Consider the following 20041-nt stretch of genomic DNA (forward strand, 5'->3'; position numbering starts at 1 on the left):
CCATACACACCACTGTGCGGGGTCGTTCACAGTGAGCGAGGTAGCCACCGCCGTCAGTGGCCCTCGGGTGGCCCAGCGCGGGCTCGGGAGACGGCGGTGAGTCCAGCGTACGCCGACTGCACCTGCACGGTCGCCACGAAGCCCTCGATCGCACATCCGGTGAGCTGTGCCCCGGCTGCGCTCGCGACCCGCGCCGCGAGCGCGCACGGCTCGTCGGCCGATGCCACCGCACCGCTCGCCGCGTCGGGTGCGGCGAGCGCTGACGCGTCCGCCGCACCGGCCGCTCGCTGGGCTGTCACCGCGGCTCCGCCGACCGCGGCGAGCCCCAGTGAGAGCGAGGCTGCGACGACCAGCACGCCGGCGGCGAGCGCGGTCCCTGCCATCAGCGGCCGCCGTCGAGCGCGCAGCTCGATGCCCGGAGCGGCACCCGGATCGCCGTGCCGATGGTGAGATCGACGCTCGCCGAGACGCACACCAGATCGCCCCGAGCAGACGAGGCCATCGATGCTCCCGGGACCGCCCTGCGGACGACTGCAGCCGCGTCGCCACCCGCTTCTCCTCTCCCGAGCAGGCGGGCCGCATCCGCGGCGGCATCCTGCAGCACCACCTGTCGAGACGCAGCGCCGAGTGCCCCGACCCCGAGCAGCAGCACGAGCACGACGGCGGGCAGCGCGATCGCGAGCTCGCCCGCCACCGATCCGCGCTCCCCGTCTGCACGACGGAACGCGCGCGGGGTGGGCGTCATGACACGCTGAGTGCTCGTCGCACGAGATCGGTCAGGATGCCGCGCACCTCGTCCGATCGCATGATCACGACCAGGAGCCCGGCGAAGGCCACCGCGGCCATGGTCGTGATCGCGTACTCCGCCGTCGCGGCTCCGGTGTCGTCGGCGAACAGCGAGACCGCGCGGCGACGGGTCAGTGTCGGGATCGTCTGCATGGTGTTCCTTCTTTCTGTGGGGATGCCGCGGCATCCGGTGGATGTTCACAGCGGCAACGGCGTCGAGCCGAGCACGCTGAGCAGGAGCGGGGCGACGCCGAGCAGCAGGAATGCCGGCAGCGTGCACACGCCGAGCGGGATCAGAAGCTGCGTCGAGAGGCGCGATGCGCGCAACCGGCCATCGATGCGGGCTCGATGCCGCTCCTGTGCAGCCGAGGCGCGGAGGAGCTCGCCCGCCGGCACCCCGGCGGCGAGCGACAGGTCGAGCACGGTCCGGATACGGCGCTCATCGCCGAGGCGGGATGCGGCACTGTCCGCGACGAGCCGCAGCGCGCGATCGACCGAGACCCCGCCGGACAGCGCGACAGCGACCAGTTCGGCGGTCATGCCCGGCGTACCGGGAGCCGGGCGCGCCCGTCGCAGCAGCCGATTCGTCCAGAGCCTCGCAGCCAGCACCAGCAGCAGCCCGGCGACGACACACACCGTTCCGAGCGGGTTGCGCACGACGACGCCGACCGTGTCGAAGCCGAGTGCGAACCCGAGCAGAAGACCAGCCAGCGGCAGCCACAGGAGCAGCCGCGCCGTGCCTGCGGGTTCTGCGAGTGCGATACGCACGTCGTCGGCTGCGGCGCCGGCATCGCGCAGCGTCTCCGCGATCATGCGCAGGACCGCCGCCAGGGGGGCGCCGACCGTTGTCGCGACCTCCCAGGCTGCGGCGAGATCGACCCAGGCGCCGCCCTCAGCCTCGATCGCCGGGATCAGCGGCACGCCGTCGTCCAGACGCCCGATCACCGCCGCTGCTCGCTGATCGCCGGTCTCGGCGAGATGGCGCCAGGCGACGAGCGGCACCGCTCCAGCCTGCAGCAGCACAGCGAGCGTCTGCACAGAGGTCGCCACGGCATCCGCCCCTGCATCGCTCGTCGCGACGCGGCGGAACCGGATCACCATGGCGCCACCTCGTCGATCGTCAGTCGATCCCGCTCGACCGCGAAGATCCCTGCCTGGGCGATCCGTCGCCTGCCACCCGGCGCGCGATCGAGATGCAGCACGATCGTGAACGCGCTGACGACCTGTCGGGCGAGCGCGGTGGCATCCATTCCCGCCAGTGCCCCCAGCGCTTCGAGCCGCGCCGGGACGTCACGCAGCCCACTCGCGTGCAGCGTGCCCGCTCCCCCGTCGTGTCCGGTGTTGAGCGCGGTCAGCAGCTCGCGCACCTCTTCGCCTCGGCACTCCCCGACCACGAGCCGGTCGGGTCGCATGCGCAAGGACTCCCGCACGAGCCTGGCCAGACTGATCCCTCCTGCTCCCTCGAGGTTCGCCTGACGCGCTTCGAGCGCCACATGGTGAGGATGCCGCGGCTGCAGTTCGGCGACGTCCTCGATCGTCACGAGGCGCTCGCCGTCCGGCACCTCGGACAGCAGTGCCGAGAGCAGCGTCGTCTTCCCTGTGCCGGTCCCACCCGTGATCAGGATGTTCGCCCGCGTCGACACCAGCTCGCTCAGCCAGCGATGCTGCCGAGCATCGAACGCGCCGAGCGCAGCCAGGGCGCTGAGGTCCGCAGCCAGCACGCGAGGGATGCGGATCGAGAGCGCGGTCCCCCTCGTCGACACCGGGGCGAGTACGGCGTGCACACGGATGCCGGAGTCGAGGCGCACGTCGACGCAGGCCGCCTGATCGTCGAGATGCCGTCCGCCGAGTCCGACCAGGGCGACGGCCAGGTCGCGAACCTCGCGCTCGGAGGCGCGCCATTCGAGCACCGGCACCGCCCCATCGCCCCGATCGACGAACAGACCGTGCGGTCCGTTGACGAACACATCCGTCACGGTGTCGTCGTCGCAGTGCTCGCGCAGTGGTCCGAACGCGGCGTCGAGGTGGAGCGATCCGGGTCCGGCATCCTGCGAATGCGCGGCGGTTCCCTGCCGGGGCTGGATGACGAACGACGAAGACATGCCACGACGGTACGAGCGGCCCACCGCACTCGCGGTCCGCGATCACGTCCGCTGTGCAGAACTCCGGGGCCGCGCGCGACCGTGGAGGGCGCAGCGGAGAGCGTTCCGAAACGGAGAAGGGCGACACCTCACGGGGGGAATGAGGTGCCGCCCACGGCGGGCCGCGATCGGGGGAATCGGGCGCGCCAAGGCCAGAATGAGTATTCGGCTGTGGTCGAGTGTACGCAAGGCGACCGTCCTCACAAAACCCGATCCACTACCGACTTTCGGCAGTATTCGGCGTCCCGTCGCGAGACTAGATTCGCCAGGACCTGGTCGTGCACCCTCACGACCACGCACCCAGCCGCAAAGGAGCGCCTGCCGATGAGCAGCCAGATCGACCATCTTCTCGACGAGACCCGCCGCTTCCCGCCGTCCGAGGAGTTCGTCGCGCAGTCCGTCTCCTCCCCCAAGCTCTACGAGCGCGCCGCCGCCGATCGCGAGGCGTTCTGGGGCGAGCAGTCACGAGAGCTCCTGCACTGGCACACCCCCTTCACGAACGTGCTCGACTGGTCGACCCCGCCCTTCGCGAAGTGGTTCGACGACGGCGAGCTCAATGTGGCGTACAACTGCCTCGACCGCCACGTCGAAGCCGGCAACGGCGACCGCGTGGCGCTGCACTGGGAAGGCGAGCCGGGCGATTCCCGCACCATCACCTACGCGGAGCTCACGGAGGAGGTCAAGCGCACGGCCAACGTGCTGAGCGATCTCGGCATCACGCACGGCGACCGCGTCGCCATCTACCTGCCGATGATCCCCGAGGCGATCGTCTCGATGCTCGCGGTGGCCCGCCTCGGCGCGATCCACTCCGTCGTCTTCGGCGGATTCAGCGCAGACAGCCTGCGCTCGCGCATCGACGATGCCGGTGCCAAGGTCGTCATCACGGCGGACGGCGGGTATCGCAAGGGCCGCGTCTCCGCACTGAAGCCTGCGGTCGACCAGGCGCTCGGCGACCGCGGCGAGGGCGAGCAGCAGACCGTCGAGCACGTCCTCGTCGTCCGCCGCGGCGAGAACGACGTCGACTGGGTGGAGGGGCGCGACGTCTGGTGGCACGACGCGGTGCCGGCAGCATCCGCCGAGCACGAGGCCGAGGCGTTCCCCGCCGAGAACCCGCTCTTCATCCTCTACACGTCGGGAACGACCGGGAAGCCGAAGGGCATCCTGCACACCTCCGGCGGCTACCTCACCCAGGCCGCCTACTCCCACAAGTACGTGTTCGACCTGCACCCCGAGACCGATGTGTACTGGTGCACGGCGGACATCGGCTGGATCACCGGACACTCCTATGTGACCTACGGCCCGCTCGCGAACGGCGCGACCCAGGTGCTCTACGAGGGCACACCGGATGCCCCGCACCCCGGCCGCTGGTGGGAGATCATCGAGAAGTACAAGGTCTCCATCTTCTACACGGCCCCCACGGCCATCCGCTCCTTCATGAAGATCGGCCGCAGCGTCCCCGCGAAGTTCGATCTCTCGTCGCTGCGTCTGCTCGGCTCGGTGGGCGAGCCCATCAACCCAGAGGCATGGATGTGGTACCGCGAGGTCATCGGCGCCGGCACGACGCCGATCGTGGACACCTGGTGGCAGACCGAGACCGGCGCGATCATGGTGTCGGCGCTCCCCGGCGTCACGTCCGCCAAGCCCGGCTCGGCGCAGGTACCGCTGCCGGGAATCTCGATCGACGTGGTCGACGAGAAGGGCGAAGAGGTCGGCAACGGCAACGGCGGACTGCTCGTGGTCACCGAGCCGTGGCCGAGCATGCTGCGGGGCATCTGGGGCGACCCGGAACGCTACCGCGAGACGTATTGGGAGAAGTTCGAGGATCAGGGGTACTACTTCGCCGGCGACGGCGCTCGCCTCGATGACGACGGCGACCTCTGGCTGCTCGGCCGGGTGGACGATGTCATGAACGTCTCGGGCCACCGCCTCTCGACCGCCGAGATCGAGTCGTCGCTGGTCGCGCACGAGGCGACGGCGGAGGCGGCGGTGGTCGGCGCATCCGACGAGACGACGGGCCAGGCAGTGGTCGCCTTCGTCATCATCAAGGAGAGCTACCTCGCAGCGCACGACCCGGCCGGACTCGCACAGCAGCTTCGACTGTGGGTCGGCGAGCAGATCGGTGCGATCGCTCGTCCGCGCGATGTCTACATCGTCGGCGAGCTGCCCAAGACGCGCTCAGGGAAGATCATGCGACGGCTGCTGCGCGATGTCGCAGAGGGCCGCGAGGTCGGCGACACCACGACCCTCGCCGACACGGCCGTGATGAGCATCATCTCGGCGCAGGTCAAGTAGCCGGTCGACAGGCTCAGGGACCCATCGGTCGCTGAGCCTGTCGAAACGTCGGGGCCCATGGGTCGCTGAGCCTGTCGAAGCGTCGGGGCCCATGGGTCGCTGAGCCTGTCGAAGCGTCAGGCGAGGATGAAGGTGACCTCGACCTCGACCGGGCTGTCGAGCGGCAGCACCGGCACGCCGACCGCTGCACGAGCATGGCGTCCGGCGTCGCCGAAGATCTCGCCGAGCACCTCGCTCGCACCGTTGATGACACCGGGCTGGCCGGAGAACTCGGGGACGGATGCCACGAAGCCGCCGACCCGCAGCACGCCGACGATGCGGTCGACGCCGCCAGCGGCATCCGCGGCAGCTGCGAGCGCGTTCAGCGCGCAGGTGCGGGCGTAGGCCTTCGCGTCATCGGCTGCGACCTCGGCGCCGACCTTGCCGGTCGCCGGGAGGGAACCGGCAGCGAACGGCAGCTGACCCGAGGTGTACACGAGTCCGCCGTGCACGACGGCGGGAACGTATGCCGCGACGGGCGCGGCGACCGCCGGCAGCTCGATGCCCAGTTCGGCGAGGCGGGCGCTGACGGTCATGCCTGCCTCCCGTCGAACTGGCGTGCGGCCTCAGCAGCAGCCTTGAGACCCGAGGTGTTGGATCCGTCCTGCGTGACCGGACGCTTGAAGTAGGCGACGAGGCCGCCTTCCGGCCCCTGCACGACCTGCACGAGCTCCCAGCCCTGCTTGCCCCAGTTGTTGAGGATGGCTGCCGTGTTGTGGATCAGCAGCGGCGTGGTGACGTACTCCCACGTGGTCATGGCACTCCTATCGATTCGGGCGCCGCGCCACGGAAGCGGGCCGGCGCTCGTCAAAGGCGGTATTCAGGGAACTCCCCTACGATCAGCGTATGCCTCAAAAGAATCGCACGGTGAACGGCGTGCTCGGCGGCCTTCTCGGGGTCGTCGGACTGAGCGCCGTCGCCGGTCTCCTGGTCACCGCCAGCGTCACACCCGTCCTCGCCATGACGGGACTGGCCGGCACCCAGGCGCTGACACTGTTCGATGAGCTCCCTGAGGTGCTCAAGGTCGACACCCCGATGGAGCAGTCCACCATCTATGCGAACGACCCCGACGGCAACCCCGTCGCACTCGCGTCGTTCTACGAGCAGAACCGTGTCCCGGTCACCTACGACCAGATCTCACCGGTGCTCTACGACGCGATCCTCTCGAGTGAGGACAAGAACTTCTACAGCCACGGCGGTGTGAACCTCGGGGCCACCGTCAGCGCTGTGATCGACAACATCAAGGGCACCTCCTCGCGCGGCGCCTCGACCATCAGCCAGCAGTTCGTGAAGAACGTGCTGATCCAGCAGTGCGAGCAGGAGGTCGACACGGCCTCCGAGACGTACTCGGAGGAACTGCAGGCGTGCTGGCAGAAGGCGACCGAGGCGACCGGCTCCGAGGGCATCGAGCGCAAGCTCCAGGAGATGCGCTACGCCATCCAGATCGAGAAGGACTACTCGAAGAACGACATCCTGCTCGGCTACCTGAACATCGCGAACTTCGGCGGAACGGTGTACGGCATCGAAGCCGCGTCGCGCTACTACTTCTCGACCTCGGCGGCGAACCTCACGGTCGCGCAGGCGGCGACGCTCGCCGGCATCGTGCAGAACCCGAACATCTACCGCATCGACCGCGGCGAGCAGGGCACCTACACCGCTGACGGCGTCGCGCAGAACACAGCGACCGACGGATACAAGGACACGCTCGACCGGCGTCACTACGTGCTCGGCCGCATGCTCACGAACGGCAAGATCACCCAGGCCCAGTACGACGAGGCGGATGCGTCGCCCATCACTCCGGCCATCACGGTCCCGCAGCAGGGCTGCCAGGCAGCGGGCCGGAACGCCTACTTCTGCCAGTACGTGAAGTCGATCGTCGAGAACGACGCCGCGTTCGGCGAGAGCCCCCAGGACCGGCGCGACCTGCTCCGCCGCGGTGGCCTGAAGATCTACACCACCATGGACTTCCGCATCCAGGACCCGGCGGCCCAGGCGATGGCCGACATCGTGCCGGCGAACTTCGACAACCAGTACTTCGGTGCTGCCGGCATCTCGATCGAGGTGGGCACCGGTCGCGTCCTGTCGATCACCCAGAACACGCAGTTCCAGGAGACCCCGACGGACGATCAGGCCTTCTCCTCGCTCGTCTTCGCCGGTGATCGGACGAACGGCAACTCAGACGGCTTCCCGGTGGGGTCGGCGTACAAGCTCTTCACGCTGATCGACTGGCTCGAGAAGGGACACTCGGTCAACGAGGTGCTCAACGGTCGCGTGCAGACGAGCATGAAGTTCAAGGACTCCTGCGGCGACTCTCCGGTCACGCACACCGCCAACACCAAGGAGATCGGCAACTTCGGCGGCAACCAGGGCTCCACCGACTCGGTCATGCGGTTCACGGCGCAGTCGCTGAACAGCGGCTTCTTCGCGATGGCGTCGAAGCTCGATCTCTGCGACATCAACAAGGTCGCCGACCGCATGGGCGTCAAGCTCGCCGATGGCGGGAAGACCACCGACAAGGTCGCACCCTTCGACATCCTCGGTTCGAAGAACATCTCGCCGCTCGCGATGGCGAACGCGTACGCGACCGTCGCCAGCGGCGGCACGTACTGCACGCCCCGTGCGATCGATCGGGTCGTCGGACCCGACGGTGCGGACCGTGAGCTCCCGAAGTCGTCCTGCACGCCGGGTGTGATCTCCCCCGAGGTGGCCGCGACCGCCGCGTACGCGCTCCAGGGCGTGATGACGGGCTCCGGTACCGGTGCAGTGGCGAACCCGCGGGACGGCACTCCCCTGATCGGCAAGACCGGAACGCACAACCAGTCCCAGACCATGATGGTCGAGTCGAGCACGAAGGTCGCCAGCGTCGCGTGGGTCGGACGATTCAACGGTGAGGCGAACATCTATCAGGTGCGGCAGAACGGCTATCGAGTCAATGAGATGCGCTACCCGCTCGCGCGGACCGCGCAGGCAGCAGCCGATGCCGTGTACGAAGGCGCTCGGTTCCCCGACCCCGACAACAACCTCACGCGTCGCGTGCTCACGAATGTGCCGGCCGTCGTCGGCATGACGATCGAGGAAGCGACCGCAGCACTCGAGACCGCAGGCTTCACCGTCTCGGTCGGCGCCCCCGTCGACAGCGACCTCGCGACCAACATCGTCGCTGCGCAGGATCCGTCCGGCCAGACGGCCGGCGGCGGCACCGTGACCATCTCCCCCAGCAACGGGGAGGGCGCCACCGTGCCGGATGTCACAGGGCAGGCGCCGACGGCTGCGGGAGCGGCCCTCGTCGGGGCCGGCTTCTCCTCCGTCGACTTCGCCGGCTCGTGCAATGCCCCGAACGCGAAGGTGACCTCGACAGACCCGGCCGCGAACTCCGCGGCCAAGAAGTCCACGAAGATCTCGGTGGCGTGTTGACGACGAGGCGTTCCTCGGCTCACCCGGCCCTCATCGCGCTCGGCGCGGTGGGGGCCGCGGGCGTCGCCGCAGCGGTCTGGGGTATCGGCATCGAGCGCTACCTCTTCACGGTGCGCGAGGTCTCGGCATCCGCGCTGGCTCCCGGATCCGCACCGATCCGCATCCTGCACCTGTCGGATGCGCACATGGCGCCGTGGCAGCACCGCAAGCAGGACTGGCTCGCATCGCTCGCGCAGCTGCAGCCCGACCTGATCGTGAACACCGGCGACAACCTCGGCCATGAGGACGGGCTCCAGGGCATCCGTCGCGCGTTCGAACCGTTCGCGGGCATCCCCGGCGTCTTCGTGCACGGGTCGAACGACGTGACCGCGCCCTCTCCGCGCAACCCGCTGCGGTACTTCTCCGGTCCCTCGAAGAAGCACCACACACCGGCATCGCTCGACACCGCGGCGATGGACCACTACTTCACCGATGAGCTCGGCTGGACCGATCTCAACAACACGGCGGCTCGCATGACCATCGCGGGCAACCCGATCGACCTCTTCGGCGTGAACGACGCGCACCGCGATTGGGACCGACTCGACCTCCTCCCCGATGCGATCGCCGGCCTCGGCAAGCGGAAGAAGGATGCCTCCGTGCTCGGCGTGACACATGCGCCGTACCAGCGGGTGCTGAACGGTTTCATCGACCTGGGCGCCGATGCGATCCTCGGCGGCCACACCCATGGTGGGCAGGTCTGCATCCCCGGCTACGGCGCGCTCGTCGCGAACTGCGACATCCCGCTGAAACAGGCCAAGGGCCTGAGCACCTGGTCGCACGACGGACGCAGCGTGCCGCTGAACGTCAGCGCGGGCTGCGGGCACTCGATCTACGCCCCCGTCCGCTTCGCCTGCCGGCCCGAGGCGACGCTGCTCACGCTCACCGCGCGCGACTGATCCGGGTCTCGATTGGGCGCACGAGCGTTTTCCTTGTAGACTCGGAGGGTTGCAAACGGGGTGTGGCGCAGCTTGGTAGCGCGCTTCGTTCGGGACGAAGAGGTCGCAGGTTCAAATCCTGTCACCCCGACCAGTGACACTCAGAAGGCCGCCCCGCGGGGCGGCCTTCTCTGTACCGGTACAGGCCAGGAAAGGGAAGGCATGAGCCCTCTGCTCCCTCCTCCGCGACGGTTCACCCGCGGCTGGGCGCTCGCCCTCGGCATCCCGTTCCTCGCAGGTCTCGCACTGCTCACGCTCACGCCTGAGCGCATCGAGCAGACGATGCCGAACCTCCTCGATCTGGTCCTCGGCACCGCGCACCGCCTCGGGTGGGAGTCGCTCGACTTCACACGCCTCGAGATCCTCGCGAACATCCTGGTCTTCGTTCCGGTGGGAGTGCTCGCGTTCCTCCTGCTCCCCCGGCGCGTCTGGCCCCTCGCCCTGCTGATCGGTCCTGCACTGTCCGCCGCGATCGAGGTCTCGCAGCGCGTGGCCCTCCCGCACCGGGCGGCCACGGTCACCGACGTCGTCGCCAACTCCGCCGGCGCGACCGCCGGCGTGATCCTCGCCGTCCTCCTCACCCTGCTGTTCGCGCCGCGCCGTCCGCGGCATCCGTCTCCTACGCTGGAAGCATCATGACCGCACCTGCCCTCGTCGCCTTCGACCTCGATGACACGCTCGCTCCATCGAAGGGCCCGATCGACCCGCGCATCGCCGATCTGCTCCGCGCACTTCTGCGCACCGTCGATGTCGCCATCATCTCCGGTGGCAATGAGGCGCAGTTCCGCGCCCAGGTGATCGCCCGACTCGGCGACACGGATGCCGCAGCACTCGCACGCCTGCACCTGCTGCCCACCTGCGGCACGCGCTACCTGCGCCACGACGGCACTGGGTTCGCACCGATCTACGCCCACGAGCTCTCGGATGCGCAGAAGCACGACGCACTCACCGCCCTGCGCGAAGAGGCCGAGCGACTCGGCCTCTGGGAGGCGGAGCCGTGGGGCGACATCCTCGAGGACCGCGGCTCGCAGATCACGTTCTCCGCACTCGGTCAGCAGGCACCGCGCACGGCGAAGCACGACTGGGATCCGAGCGGCGCCAAGCGAGCCGCGCTCCGCGACGCGGTCGCGGTCCGCCTGCCCGGACTCGAGGTGCGCTCCGGCGGCTCGACCTCGATCGACATCACGCAGGAGGGCATCGACAAGGCCTTCGGCATGCGCGAGCTCGCCGAGCGCACCGGTATCCCGCTCGCCGCGATGCTGTTCTACGGCGACCGTCTCGATGAGGGCGGCAACGACTACCCGGTGCTCGCGCTCGGTGTGCCGTCCGTTGCCGTCGAGGGCTGGGAAGACACCGCCGACAAGCTCGACGCGCTGCTGAAGACGCTCTGATCCGCTCTGCCGCGCAGCGTTCGCTCTAGCATGGCGTCATGGATGCCCTGCAGATCGTCATCGTCGTCGCGGCTCTCGCCAGCCTCGCGTGCTGGGTGCTCTCGCTGGTCACGCGCGACACGTCGTGGGTCGACCGCGCCTGGTCGATCGTTCCGGTCGCGTACGTGTGGATCTTCGTCGGCGTCGCCTTCGCGCACGGGGACGGGTCTGCTCGCCTGGTGATCATGGGGGTCCTCGCCACCGCCTGGGGTGCGCGACTGACGTTCAACTTCGCCCGCAAGGGCGGGTACACCGGCATGGAGGACTACCGCTGGGCGATCCTGCGGAAGCGGATGCGGCCGTGGCAGTTCCAGATCTTCAACCTGCTGTTCATCATCTGCTATCAGATGACGCTCCTCGTGCTCATCACCCTCCCCGCCGGGGTCGCTGCGCAGCATCCGTCCGCCCTCACCGGCTGGGACGCGCTGTTCATCGTGCTGTTCGCGGCCTTCCTCGTCGGCGAGACGATCGCGGACCAGCAGCAGTGGCGCTTCCACGAGCGGAAGAAGGCCGCTGGCGGCACCCTCGCCCCCGGATTCGCCACGGCCGGGCTGTTCCGTTACAGCCGGCACCCCAACTTCTTCTTCGAGCAGGCGCAGTGGTGGGCGTTCTACGCGATCGGCGCTGCCGCAGCCGTGGCATCAGGGGCAGGCCTCGTCGGCGGCGTGCTCAACCCGACCATCATCGGTCCCGCACTGCTCACCGTGCTCTTCATCGGCTCGACGATCTTCACCGAGTCGATCACCGCCTCGAAGTACCCGAGCTATGCCGAGTACCGCCGCAGCACGTCGATGCTCGTCCCGTGGCCCCCGCGAACTCGAGCGGTGGCCGCGCAGTCCTGAGACCGCGAGACCACCGCCGGTGGATGTCGGTCAGCGCGCGCGAGCCTCGGCTGCGGCGCGCGACACCGGCACCAGCCTGGTGAGCTGCGTGACGTGCGAGGGCTCGAGCTCCGCGAGCGATGCGACGCCGAGCAGGCGCATGGTGCGCTCGATCTCGGTGCGCAGGATCGCGATGGTCCGGTCGACGCCCTGCCGCCCACCGGCCATCAGCCCGTAGAGGTAGGCGCGTCCGATCAGCGTGAAGTCGGCGCCGAGCGCCACCGCGGCGACGATGTCGGCGCCGTTCATGATGCCGGTGTCGATCATGACCGTGAAGTCGTCGCCGACTGCCCGACGCACCTCCGGGAGCAGGTGGAACGGGATGGGCGCGCGGTCGAGCTGGCGCCCGCCGTGGTTCGACAGCACGATGCCGTCGACGCCGGCATCGCGCAGGCGAACCGAGTCCTCGATGTTCTGCACACCCTTGATCACGATCCTGCCCGGCCAGATGTCGCGGATGACGGCGAGGTCGTCGTAGCTGATCGTGGGGTCCATCGCGGCATCCAGCAGCTCGCCGACGGTGCCGCCGGTGGTGCTGAGCGAGGCGAACTCGAGCTTGGGCGTGGTGAGGAAGTCGTACCACCACCACGGACGCGGGATCGCGTTGATGATCGTGCCGAGGGTCAGCTGCGGCGGGATGCTGAACCCGTTGCGCTTATCGCGCAGGCGCGCGCCGGCGACCGGGGTGTCGACCGTGAACTGCAGCGTGTCGAAGCCGGCGGCGGCGGCTCGGCGGGTCAGTTCGTACGAGATCTCGCGATCGCGCATGACGTACAGCTGGAACCAGTCGCGACCCGGCGTCTTCGCCGTCGGCTCGTTCAGCGTCGCCTCGCGGACGCCCTCGATCGAGGTCGTTCCCAGGGTCGACAGCGTGAACGGGATGCCGGCGGCTGCCGCCGCTCCCGCACCGGCGACCTCGCCCTCGGTCTGCATGAGTCGCGTGAAGCCGGTCGGGGCGATGCCGAAGGGCAGCGCGGAGGGACCGCCGAGGATGTCGACGGTGGTGTCCACGTCGGGGGCCGGGCGCAGGATGCCCGGGTGGAACTCCACGTCCTGGAATGCCTGACGGGCGCGCGTGAGGGAGAGCTCGCCCTCTGCAGCGCCGTCGGTGTAGTCGAAGGCTGCCTTGGGCGTGCGGCGCTTCGCGATCAGACGCAGGTCGTCGATCGTGAGGGCGGCATCGAGCCGGCGCTTGCGACCGTTCAGTTCGGGCTTCTTGAACTTCATGAGTTCGAGCAGCTCGGCGGGGTTGGGAACCTGGCGCTGGACCATGGTGTTCCTCTCAGTTCTCAGGGGTCGTGTCGGACGGTGTCCCGCGGGTGAGACCCGCGGCGGTGTAGTAGCCGGTGATGTGCGCGTGCACGAGGGAGCGAGCCGTGTCGGGATCACCGGCATCGATCGCGGCGATCAGCTCGCGGTGCTCGCCGCGGAGCCGGGTCGCCATCGCATCCCAGTCGGCGATGGACGAGACGCCCGCCTGCACGTACGACTCGATCGAGGAGCGGAGACCTGCCATCATGGCTGCGATCACCACGTTGCCGCTCGCCTCGGCGAGCGAGAGGTGCAGCTGGGCGTCGAGGGCGAGGAACTCCGCCGGCGTGAGGTCGACGGCATCCATCGCCTCCAGCATCCGGTGCGCGCCTGCGGTGTCGCGATCGGATGCCTCGGCCATCGCCCCCACGACCGCGTTCTCGAGCACGAGACGCGTCTGCAGCACATCCTCGAGCGGGAAGCCCTGTGCGGCGACCTGCAGTCGCAGCAGCTCGGACATGCCGCCGGTGGGCGTCGCGATCACGATCGCGCCGGACTGCGGCCCTGAGCCGGTGGCGGTGCGGATCAGGCCGAGCACCTCGAGCACCCGGAACGCCTCGCGCACGCTCGAGCGGCCGACACCGAGCTCGGTCGCGAGATCGCGCTCGGAGGGCAGGCGGTCGCCGGGGCCGAGGCGCCCGTCGAGGAGGTCGCGCTCGATGTGCTCGAGGACGACGCGCCACGCACGTGCCGGCTGCTCCGCCATCTCGTTCTCCCCGATCGCGACCGTCTGTGGTCTGACCACAGAGTAGCGCGTGTGGTCAGACCACGCAAACGCTGCGTTCTCCCGTGTGCCGAGCGGCCCCTTTGTGCGCGAGCGGCCCCGTTGCGGCAGCACGCAACGGGGTGGCTCGCACAGAAGGGGGCCGCTCGGCGAACGAGGAGACGCGAACGAGGAGACGCGAGCGACGAGCCAGGGGGACGCGAGCGATCAGCCCAGGCGTCCTGCGGACTCCTCGAGGTAGCAGGCACCGCACAGCGACTCGTACGTGGTGATCTCGGGTGCGGCAGCGCCACCGGCGCCCTCGTCGATCGCGACCTGGTCGCCGTCGAACACGAACCGTCCGCCGATCACCCTGCCGTTGAAGACGGCCTTGCGCCCGCAGCGGCAGATCGTCTTGAGCTCCTCCAGCGAGTGCGCGATCGCGAGCAGGCGGGCGGAGCCGGGGAAGGCGTGCGTGCGGAAGTCGTTTCGGATGCCGTAGGCGATCACCGGGATGCCGTCCTCGATCGCGATGCGGAACAGATCGTCGACCTGCTCCGGCGTGAGGAACTGCGCCTCGTCGATCAGCAGACAGGCGATGTCGACCGGGCCGCTCGGCAGCAGCTCCTCAGCCACCGACTCCCTGGCGCGCTCACGGTGCTCGGCGAACAGGGCGCGCGCATCGTCGCCCGGCGCGATCAGGAAGTCGACCTCGCGGGTCACTCCGAGACGGCTCGCGATCTCGGATGCGCCCTTGGTGTCGATCGCAGGCTTGGCGAGCAGCACGTGCTGACCGCGCTCCTCGTAGTTGTAGGCGGCCTGCAGGAGAGCCGTGGACTTGCCCGAGTTCATCGCTCCGTAGCGGAAGTAGAGCTTGCCCACGGTCGCCTCAGCGGTTGATGCCGAGGGTCGCAGCGGTCGCAGCGGTCGACTCCTCCGCGAGCGCTGCGTCCGTGTTCAGCTGCTCGCCGAACGTCGGGATCAGGTCGCGCAGCTCGGATTCCCAGTTCGGGAACTCGTTCGGGAAGCACTTCTTCAGCAGGCTCAGCATGATCGGCACTGCCGTGGATGCGCCAGGAGATGCGCCGAGCAGACCGGCGATCGAACCGTCGGACGCCGAGACGACCTCCGTGCCGAACTGCAGCACGCCGCCCTTCTTCGGATCCTTCTTCATGACCTGGGCGCGCTGACCGGCGTCGATGAGGGTCCAGTCCTCGTCCTTCGCGGTCGGCATGAACGTGCGGAGGCTGTCGACCTTCTTCGCGTGGTTCTTCATGAGCTCACCGACGAGGTACGTGATGAGGTCCGGGTTCTTGACCGCCACCTGCAGCATCGGCACGAGGTTGTGCGGGCGCACCTGCGACACGATGTCGAGCATCGAGCCCTGCTTGAGGAACTTGGGGCTGAACGTCGCGAACGGACCGAACATCAGCGAGGCCTCGCCGCCGACCACGCGCGTATCGAGGTGCGGGACCGACATCGGCGGAGCGCCGACGGATGCCTGCGAGTACACCTTCGCCTGGTGCTGGGCGACGATCTTCGGGTCGGAGGTCTTGAGGAACTGTCCGCCGATCGGGAAGACGCCGTACCCCTTGATCTCGGGGATGCCGGAGCGCTGCAGCAGCTTGAGGGCCCAGCCACCGGCACCCACGAACACGAAGCGCGCCTTGACCTCGTTCGGCGTGCGGCCGAGGCTGTGACGGTACTTGACGAGCCAGGTGCCGTCCTTCTGCTTCTTCAGCGAACGCACCTCGTGGTTCGTGCGAAGACTGACGCCCGAGGAAGTCAGGTGGTCGAAGAGCTGGTGGGTGAGCGCGCCGAAGTCGACGTCGGTGCCGGCTGGCACCCTGGTCGCGGCGAAGGGCTCGCCCTTGCGGCGCTGCTGCATGAGCAGGGGCGCCCACTTGTTGATGACGCGGGAGTCCTCGCTGTACTCGATGCCTGCGAACAGCGGCTGCTTCTTGAGCACCTCGTACCGGGCCTTCAGGTACGCGACATCCTTCTCGCCGCGCACGAACGTCATGTGCGGCGTCGCGTTGATGAACGTCGAGGGCGCGTCGAGCACACCCTTGTCGACGAGCGAGGACCAGAACTGACGGCTCTGCTGGAACTGCTCGTTGATCGAGACGGCCTTGGCAGGGTCGAGCGGTCCATCGCCCTGCGGCATGTAGTTCAGCTCGCAGAGTGCGGCATGCCCGGTGCCGGCGTTGTTCCAGGGATTCGAACTCTCCTGGGCCACATCGGAGAGTCGCTCGAAGGCGACGATCTTCCACTCCGGCTGCAGCTGGTGCAGCAGAGTACCCAGGGTGGCGCTCATGATGCCACCACCGATCAGGACGACATCGACGGTTTCGGTCACCAGGACAGTCTAGTTCGCGGGCAGGCCGAGACCGACCATGCGGCCCCGTCCGACCAGACGGGTTCCGCATCGCGGGGATGCGGTCAGGCTATGACCGCGAGGCGCTCGGCGAGGATCTCGGCGATCTGCACGGCGTTCAGCGCCGCGCCCTTGCGCAGGTTGTCGTTGCTGATGAACAGCACGAGGCCCTTGCCCTCAGCGGCGGACTGATCGGCGCGGATGCGTCCGACGTAGCTCGCGTCCTTGCCTGCCGCGTACAGCGGAGTCGGCACCTCTTCGACGATCACACCGGGGGCGACCGAGAGGACCTCGCGTGCACGATCCGGCGTGATGTCGCGCGCGAACTCGACGTTGATCGACAGCGAGTGACCGGTGAACACGGGGACGCGGACGCAGGTACCCGCGACACGGAGACCCGGCAGCTCGAGGATCTTGCGGCTCTCGTTGCGGAGCTTCTTCTCCTCGTCGGTCTCGTTGTCGCCGTCGTCGACGAGGTTGCCCGCGAAGGGGATCACGTCGAAGGCGATCGGGGCGATGTACTTCTCGGGCTGCGGGAAGTCGACCGCAGAGCCGTCGCGAACGAGACGCAGGGTGTCGCCCTGGGCGAGCACGCCCTCGACCTGGCCGAGCAGCTCCTGGGCCCCGGCGAGACCGGAACCGGACACGGCCTGGTAGGTCGAGACGATCAGGCGTTCGAGGCCAGCCTCGGCATCCAGCACCTTGAGCACCGGCATCGCGGCCATGGTCGTGCAGTTCGGGTTCGCGATGATGCCCTTGGGGCGCTCGTCGATCGCGTGCGGGTTGACCTCGCTGACCACGAGGGGCACCTCTGGGTCGTTGCGCCATGCGCTGGAGTTGTCGACGACGACGGCTCCGGCCTCGGCGAAGCGCGGGGCGTATGCACGGCTGGCGGTGGCGCCGGCGGAGAACAGGGCGACGTCGATGCCCGCGGCATCCGCCGTCTCCACGTCCTCGACGATGACGTCCACTCCCCCGTATGCGATCGCGGTGCCCGCGGAGCGCGACGAGGAGAACAGCCGCAGCTCGCGGATCGGGAACGCCCGCTCGGCGAGAATCTCGAGCATCACGGTGCCCACCTGGCCGGTGGCGCCGACGATGGCGACGGAGAGTCCTGAATCGGAGATGCGGGTCATGATGTTCCTTGGCGTCGTGCGGTACTGCGTACGAGGCGAGAGGCGCGGCGTCGGGGTGCGGATGCTGCGCCTGGCGCCGATGTCAGGGTTCCGGCGAGTCTACCGCGCCGGAAGCGGGTCCCGATCAGCGGACGGTGTCCCGATCAGCGGGCCGATCCACTGCATCCGCCCGCAGATCGGGACGGGGGCTGCAGATCGGGACGAATCGGATGCTGTCAGCGACCGGTGCCGGCGTGGATCGTGGCCTCGACCTCGCCGTCGAGCCCGTATGCCGTGTGCACGGAGCGCGCGGCCTCTGCGAGGTCGTCGCCGCGGAGCACCACCGAGATGCGGATCTCGGACGTCGAGATCATCTCGATGTTGATGCCGCCTGCGGACAGCGCCTCGAACAGCACGGCCGAGACACCGGAGTGCGTGCGCATGCCGGCGCCGACCACGGAGAGCTTGCCGATCTGGTCGTCGTGGATCAGATTCTGGAACCCGACCTCGGCCTGCTCGCCCGCAAGCGCCTTGAGCGCAGCAGCGGCATCCGCCTTCGGCACCGTGAACGAGATGTCCGTGCGTCCGGTGGCCGACACGTTCTGCACGATCATGTCGACGTTCGCGCCGGACTTCGCGACGATCTTGAAGATCTCCGCCGCCTTGCCCGGTACGTCGGGAACACCCGAGACGGTGATCTTCGCCTGGCTGAAGTCGGTGGCGACTCCTGCGACGATCGGTTCTTCCATGGCTGCTCCCTCTGTCTCGCGGGGGTTCTTCATGCCCTCGCCCAGAACGTACGTACCCTCGGACGACGAGAACGTCGACCGGGCATGGATCAGGACGCCGTGACGGCGTGCGTACTCGACCGCTCGGATGTAGAGCACCTTCGCACCGTTCGCGGCGAGCTCGAGCATCTCCTCGCTGGAGATGTGGTCGAGCTTCTGCGCACGCGGGATGATGCGGGGGTCGGCGGTGAAGATGCCGTCGACGTCGCTGTAGATCTCGCAGACGTCTGCGTCGAGTGCTGCGGCGAGGGCGACGGCGGTGGTGTCGGAACCACCGCGGCCGAGCGTCGTGATGTCGCGGGTGTCTCGGTTGAAGCCCTGGAATCCGGCGACGATCACGATCGCGCCTTCGTCGAGCGCTTCGCGCAGACGCACCGGGGTCACATCGACGATGCGGGCCGCGCCATGCTGCGAGTCGGTGATCATGCCGGCCTGGCTGCCGGTGAACGAGCGCGCCTCGAAGCCCATCGAGTGGATGGCCATCGCCAGCAGCGCCATCGAGATGCGCTCACCGCTGGAGAGCAGCATGTCGAGCTCACGCGGTGCCGGGATGGGGGCGACCTCGTTCGCGAGGTCGAGCAGCTCGTCGGTCGTGTCGCCCATCGCGCTCACGGCGACGACGACGTCGTGCCCCGCACGCCGCGTGTCGACGATGCGCTTGGCGACGCGCTTGATGCTCTCTGCGTTGGCGACGGACGAGCCGCCGTACTTCTGCACGATGAGGGCCACGATCACTCCCTGGGATGTCGGGCGGATCCGCCCACCGCTCATTCTACGATCGCGGCATATGCCCTGGTGCGCATGTGTCAGCGGGCGCGCGGCGCTCAGGGCGTCGGCGGAAGCGGGAGGGATGCCGCGGGTCGGAACCGGCCGCCGGTGGCGGCGAACCAGCATCCGACGATGATGAGCGGGAATCCGAGCAGCAGCCCCGGTGTGAGGGGCTCGGCGAGCACGATGGCACCGAGCACGATCGCCACGACCGGGTTGACGTATGTGAACAGCGGGGCGCGCACCGGTCCGACCTCGCGGATCAGCGCGAAGAATGCCAGGAATGCGACCGCGGTGCAGATCACCGCGAGGGCGAGCAGCGCGAAGAGCGACGGGACAGACGGCACCTGGTGCTGGGTCAGCAGCCCGATCGGCAGATAGATGATGCCGATCATGAGCAGCGACAGCGTGATGGTGCCGAGCGAGGGGACGTCCGCGAGCTTGCGGGCCACGATGAAGGGGGCGATCGCATAGAGGATCGCGACCAGGAGCACCTCGCCTGCCGCGAGCAGGCTGACCTCGCCGCCGAAGAGTCCGGGGCCGGCGACCACGATGGCAACGCCGATGAACCCGACGAGCAGGCCGATGCCGCGCGCCGGTCGCAGCACGCCGCGATCACCGCTGCCGAGAGCGATCAGTGCGGCGAACAGCGGGACGGTCGCGACGAGCAGACCGGTCATGCCGGAGGGCAGCGTCATCTCGGCATGACCGAGCAGGACGAACGGGCCCGCCATCTCGACCAGGCCGAACGCCAGGACCCACGGCCAGTGCTTCAGCGCGGCACGCAGCGCACCGCTGCGCAACGCGAACGGCAGCAGCAGCAGTGCGGCGATCAGTGTTCGGCCCGCGACGATCGCCGGCGGGGAGATCGTCTCGACCGCGATGCTGATGAACAGGTAGGGCACGCCCCACAGCAGCGCCATCGCGCCGAACAGCAGCCATCCGCGGCGGGTGAACCCCGACTGCTGCGCGTTCACCGCCGCGCGGCGTTCATCGGTGTGCGGCGTTCGTCGCAGCACCCC

At 68.8% G+C, this 20041-nt stretch carries 20 protein-coding genes and 1 tRNA gene; 7 read left to right on the top strand and 14 right to left on the bottom strand.

Going from position 1 to position 20041, the window contains the following annotated elements:
- Window positions 1–53 precede the first annotated feature (53 nt).
- From V7Z82_RS08350 to V7Z82_RS08370, 5 genes are read right to left on the bottom strand one after another with little or no spacing between them, the layout of a single operon-like run.
- Window positions 54–383, bottom strand: a complete 330-nt coding sequence (locus tag V7Z82_RS08350; protein ID WP_334150033.1) for a helicase — start codon at window positions 381–383, stop codon at window positions 54–56.
- The gene (locus V7Z82_RS08355) at window positions 383–745 is read right to left on the bottom strand and encodes a TadE family type IV pilus minor pilin (protein WP_334150035.1); all 363 of its coding nucleotides are present in this window, start codon (window positions 743–745) and stop codon (window positions 383–385) included. Before V7Z82_RS08355 ends, V7Z82_RS08350 begins: the two co-directional genes overlap by 1 nt.
- Complete coding sequence (locus tag V7Z82_RS08360) at window positions 742–939, bottom strand: DUF4244 domain-containing protein (protein WP_334150037.1); 198 nt, start codon at window positions 937–939, stop codon at window positions 742–744. The genes V7Z82_RS08355 and V7Z82_RS08360 overlap by 4 nt, the downstream gene beginning before the upstream one ends.
- A 45-nt stretch (window positions 940–984) precedes the next feature.
- On the bottom strand, window positions 985–1887 hold the full coding sequence (locus V7Z82_RS08365) for a pilus assembly protein TadB (protein ID WP_334150039.1): 903 nt from the start codon (window positions 1885–1887) through the stop codon (window positions 985–987).
- Window positions 1881–2888, bottom strand: coding sequence for a TadA family conjugal transfer-associated ATPase (locus tag V7Z82_RS08370; protein WP_334150041.1), 1008 nt, complete (start codon window positions 2886–2888; stop codon window positions 1881–1883). Before V7Z82_RS08370 ends, V7Z82_RS08365 begins: the two co-directional genes overlap by 7 nt.
- 363 nt (window positions 2889–3251) lie before the next feature.
- On the opposite strand from V7Z82_RS08370, the gene acs reads away from it, so the two are divergent.
- Window positions 3252–5219, top strand: a complete 1968-nt coding sequence (gene acs / locus V7Z82_RS08375; protein ID WP_334150043.1) for an acetate--CoA ligase — start codon at window positions 3252–3254, stop codon at window positions 5217–5219.
- Window positions 5220–5335: 116 nt separating this feature from the next.
- Here acs and V7Z82_RS08380 read toward each other — a convergent pair whose 3' ends face one another.
- Together V7Z82_RS08380 and V7Z82_RS08385 are read right to left on the bottom strand one after the other, a co-directional pair.
- The gene (locus V7Z82_RS08380; RefSeq protein WP_334150045.1) at window positions 5336–5794 is read right to left on the bottom strand and encodes a RidA family protein; all 459 of its coding nucleotides are present in this window, start codon (window positions 5792–5794) and stop codon (window positions 5336–5338) included.
- Window positions 5791–6015 (bottom strand): hypothetical protein, encoded by a 225-nt coding sequence (locus V7Z82_RS08385; protein ID WP_334150047.1) that lies wholly within the window; start codon window positions 6013–6015, stop codon window positions 5791–5793. Before V7Z82_RS08385 ends, V7Z82_RS08380 begins: the two co-directional genes overlap by 4 nt.
- A gap of 89 nt (window positions 6016–6104) precedes the next feature.
- Here V7Z82_RS08385 and V7Z82_RS08390 point away from each other — a divergent pair, with 89 nt between their 5' ends.
- From V7Z82_RS08390 to V7Z82_RS08415, 6 genes are all read left to right on the top strand, one after another.
- Entirely contained in the window at window positions 6105–8672 is a 2568-nt protein-coding gene (locus V7Z82_RS08390; protein WP_334150049.1) for a transglycosylase domain-containing protein, read from the top strand.
- Window positions 8669–9607, top strand: coding sequence for a metallophosphoesterase (locus V7Z82_RS08395; RefSeq protein WP_334150051.1), 939 nt, complete (start codon window positions 8669–8671; stop codon window positions 9605–9607). Before V7Z82_RS08390 ends, V7Z82_RS08395 begins: the two co-directional genes overlap by 4 nt.
- 56 nt (window positions 9608–9663) lie before the next feature.
- Window positions 9664–9740: transfer RNA gene (locus V7Z82_RS08400), tRNA-Pro, on the top strand.
- A 68-nt stretch (window positions 9741–9808) separates the two neighbouring features.
- A complete protein-coding gene (locus tag V7Z82_RS08405) occupies window positions 9809–10285 on the top strand; it encodes a VanZ family protein (protein ID WP_334150053.1) in 477 nt (158 codons plus the stop codon).
- Window positions 10282–11037, top strand: a complete 756-nt coding sequence (locus V7Z82_RS08410) for an HAD-IIB family hydrolase (RefSeq protein ID WP_334150055.1) — start codon at window positions 10282–10284, stop codon at window positions 11035–11037. Before V7Z82_RS08405 ends, V7Z82_RS08410 begins: the two co-directional genes overlap by 4 nt.
- 38 nt (window positions 11038–11075) lie before the next feature.
- Complete coding sequence (locus V7Z82_RS08415; RefSeq protein ID WP_334150057.1) at window positions 11076–11918, top strand: DUF1295 domain-containing protein; 843 nt, start codon at window positions 11076–11078, stop codon at window positions 11916–11918.
- Window positions 11919–11948: 30 nt separating this feature from the next.
- On the opposite strand, the gene V7Z82_RS08420 is transcribed toward V7Z82_RS08415, so the two are convergent.
- From V7Z82_RS08420 to V7Z82_RS08450, 7 genes are all read right to left on the bottom strand, one after another.
- Window positions 11949–13229, bottom strand: coding sequence for an alpha-hydroxy acid oxidase (locus V7Z82_RS08420; RefSeq protein WP_334150060.1), 1281 nt, complete (start codon window positions 13227–13229; stop codon window positions 11949–11951).
- 10 nt (window positions 13230–13239) lie between these two features.
- Window positions 13240–13974 (bottom strand): FadR/GntR family transcriptional regulator, encoded by a 735-nt coding sequence (locus V7Z82_RS08425; RefSeq protein ID WP_334150745.1) that lies wholly within the window; start codon window positions 13972–13974, stop codon window positions 13240–13242.
- A gap of 225 nt (window positions 13975–14199) precedes the next feature.
- On the bottom strand, window positions 14200–14853 hold the full coding sequence (locus tag V7Z82_RS08430) for a thymidine kinase (protein ID WP_334150062.1): 654 nt from the start codon (window positions 14851–14853) through the stop codon (window positions 14200–14202).
- 7 nt (window positions 14854–14860) lie between these two features.
- Window positions 14861–16288: a malate dehydrogenase (quinone) gene (gene mqo, locus V7Z82_RS08435; protein WP_442927605.1), complete on the bottom strand. Its 1428-nt coding sequence runs from the start codon at window positions 16286–16288 to the stop codon at window positions 14861–14863.
- Between the two features lie 125 nt (window positions 16289–16413).
- Window positions 16414–17484, bottom strand: coding sequence for an aspartate-semialdehyde dehydrogenase (locus V7Z82_RS08440; RefSeq protein WP_334150066.1), 1071 nt, complete (start codon window positions 17482–17484; stop codon window positions 16414–16416).
- 215 nt (window positions 17485–17699) lie between these two features.
- The gene (locus V7Z82_RS08445; RefSeq protein WP_334150068.1) at window positions 17700–18980 is read right to left on the bottom strand and encodes an aspartate kinase; all 1281 of its coding nucleotides are present in this window, start codon (window positions 18978–18980) and stop codon (window positions 17700–17702) included.
- A gap of 95 nt (window positions 18981–19075) precedes the next feature.
- On the bottom strand, window positions 19076–20038 hold the full coding sequence (locus V7Z82_RS08450; protein WP_334150070.1) for a DMT family transporter: 963 nt from the start codon (window positions 20036–20038) through the stop codon (window positions 19076–19078).
- Window positions 20039–20041: the final 3 nt, after the last annotated feature.

The sequence above is a fragment of the Microbacterium sp. genome (assembly GCF_036823965.1).
Taxonomy (GTDB): Bacteria; Actinomycetota; Actinomycetes; order Actinomycetales; family Microbacteriaceae; genus Microbacterium.

Bases quoted from the DNA above. Each gene is read 5' to 3' on its own strand.
- V7Z82_RS08350 (WP_334150033.1), bottom strand. From the start codon at position 383: ATGGCAGGGACCGCGCTCGCCGCCGGCGTGCTGGTCGTCGCAGCCTCG.
- V7Z82_RS08370 (WP_334150041.1), bottom strand. From the start codon at position 2,888: ATGTCTTCGTCGTTCGTCATCCAGCCCCGGCAGGGAACCGCCGCGCAT.
- V7Z82_RS08405 (WP_334150053.1), top strand. From the start codon at position 9,809: ATGAGCCCTCTGCTCCCTCCTCCGCGACGGTTCACCCGCGGCTGGGCG.
- V7Z82_RS08425 (WP_334150745.1), bottom strand. From the start codon at position 13,974: ATGGCGGAGCAGCCGGCACGTGCGTGGCGCGTCGTCCTCGAGCACATC.
- V7Z82_RS08380 (WP_334150045.1), bottom strand. From the start codon at position 5,794: ATGACCGTCAGCGCCCGCCTCGCCGAACTGGGCATCGAGCTGCCGGCG.
- V7Z82_RS08440 (WP_334150066.1), bottom strand. From the start codon at position 17,484: ATGACCCGCATCTCCGATTCAGGACTCTCCGTCGCCATCGTCGGCGCC.
- V7Z82_RS08390 (WP_334150049.1), top strand. From the start codon at position 6,105: ATGCCTCAAAAGAATCGCACGGTGAACGGCGTGCTCGGCGGCCTTCTC.
- V7Z82_RS08410 (WP_334150055.1), top strand. From the start codon at position 10,282: ATGACCGCACCTGCCCTCGTCGCCTTCGACCTCGATGACACGCTCGCT.
- V7Z82_RS08415 (WP_334150057.1), top strand. From the start codon at position 11,076: ATGGATGCCCTGCAGATCGTCATCGTCGTCGCGGCTCTCGCCAGCCTC.
- V7Z82_RS08365 (WP_334150039.1), bottom strand. From the start codon at position 1,887: ATGGTGATCCGGTTCCGCCGCGTCGCGACGAGCGATGCAGGGGCGGAT.
- V7Z82_RS08360 (WP_334150037.1), bottom strand. From the start codon at position 939: ATGCAGACGATCCCGACACTGACCCGTCGCCGCGCGGTCTCGCTGTTC.
- acs (WP_334150043.1), top strand. From the start codon at position 3,252: ATGAGCAGCCAGATCGACCATCTTCTCGACGAGACCCGCCGCTTCCCG.
- V7Z82_RS08355 (WP_334150035.1), bottom strand. From the start codon at position 745: ATGACGCCCACCCCGCGCGCGTTCCGTCGTGCAGACGGGGAGCGCGGA.
- mqo (WP_442927605.1), bottom strand. From the start codon at position 16,288: ATGAGCGCCACCCTGGGTACTCTGCTGCACCAGCTGCAGCCGGAGTGG.
- V7Z82_RS08420 (WP_334150060.1), bottom strand. From the start codon at position 13,229: ATGGTCCAGCGCCAGGTTCCCAACCCCGCCGAGCTGCTCGAACTCATG.
- V7Z82_RS08385 (WP_334150047.1), bottom strand. From the start codon at position 6,015: ATGACCACGTGGGAGTACGTCACCACGCCGCTGCTGATCCACAACACG.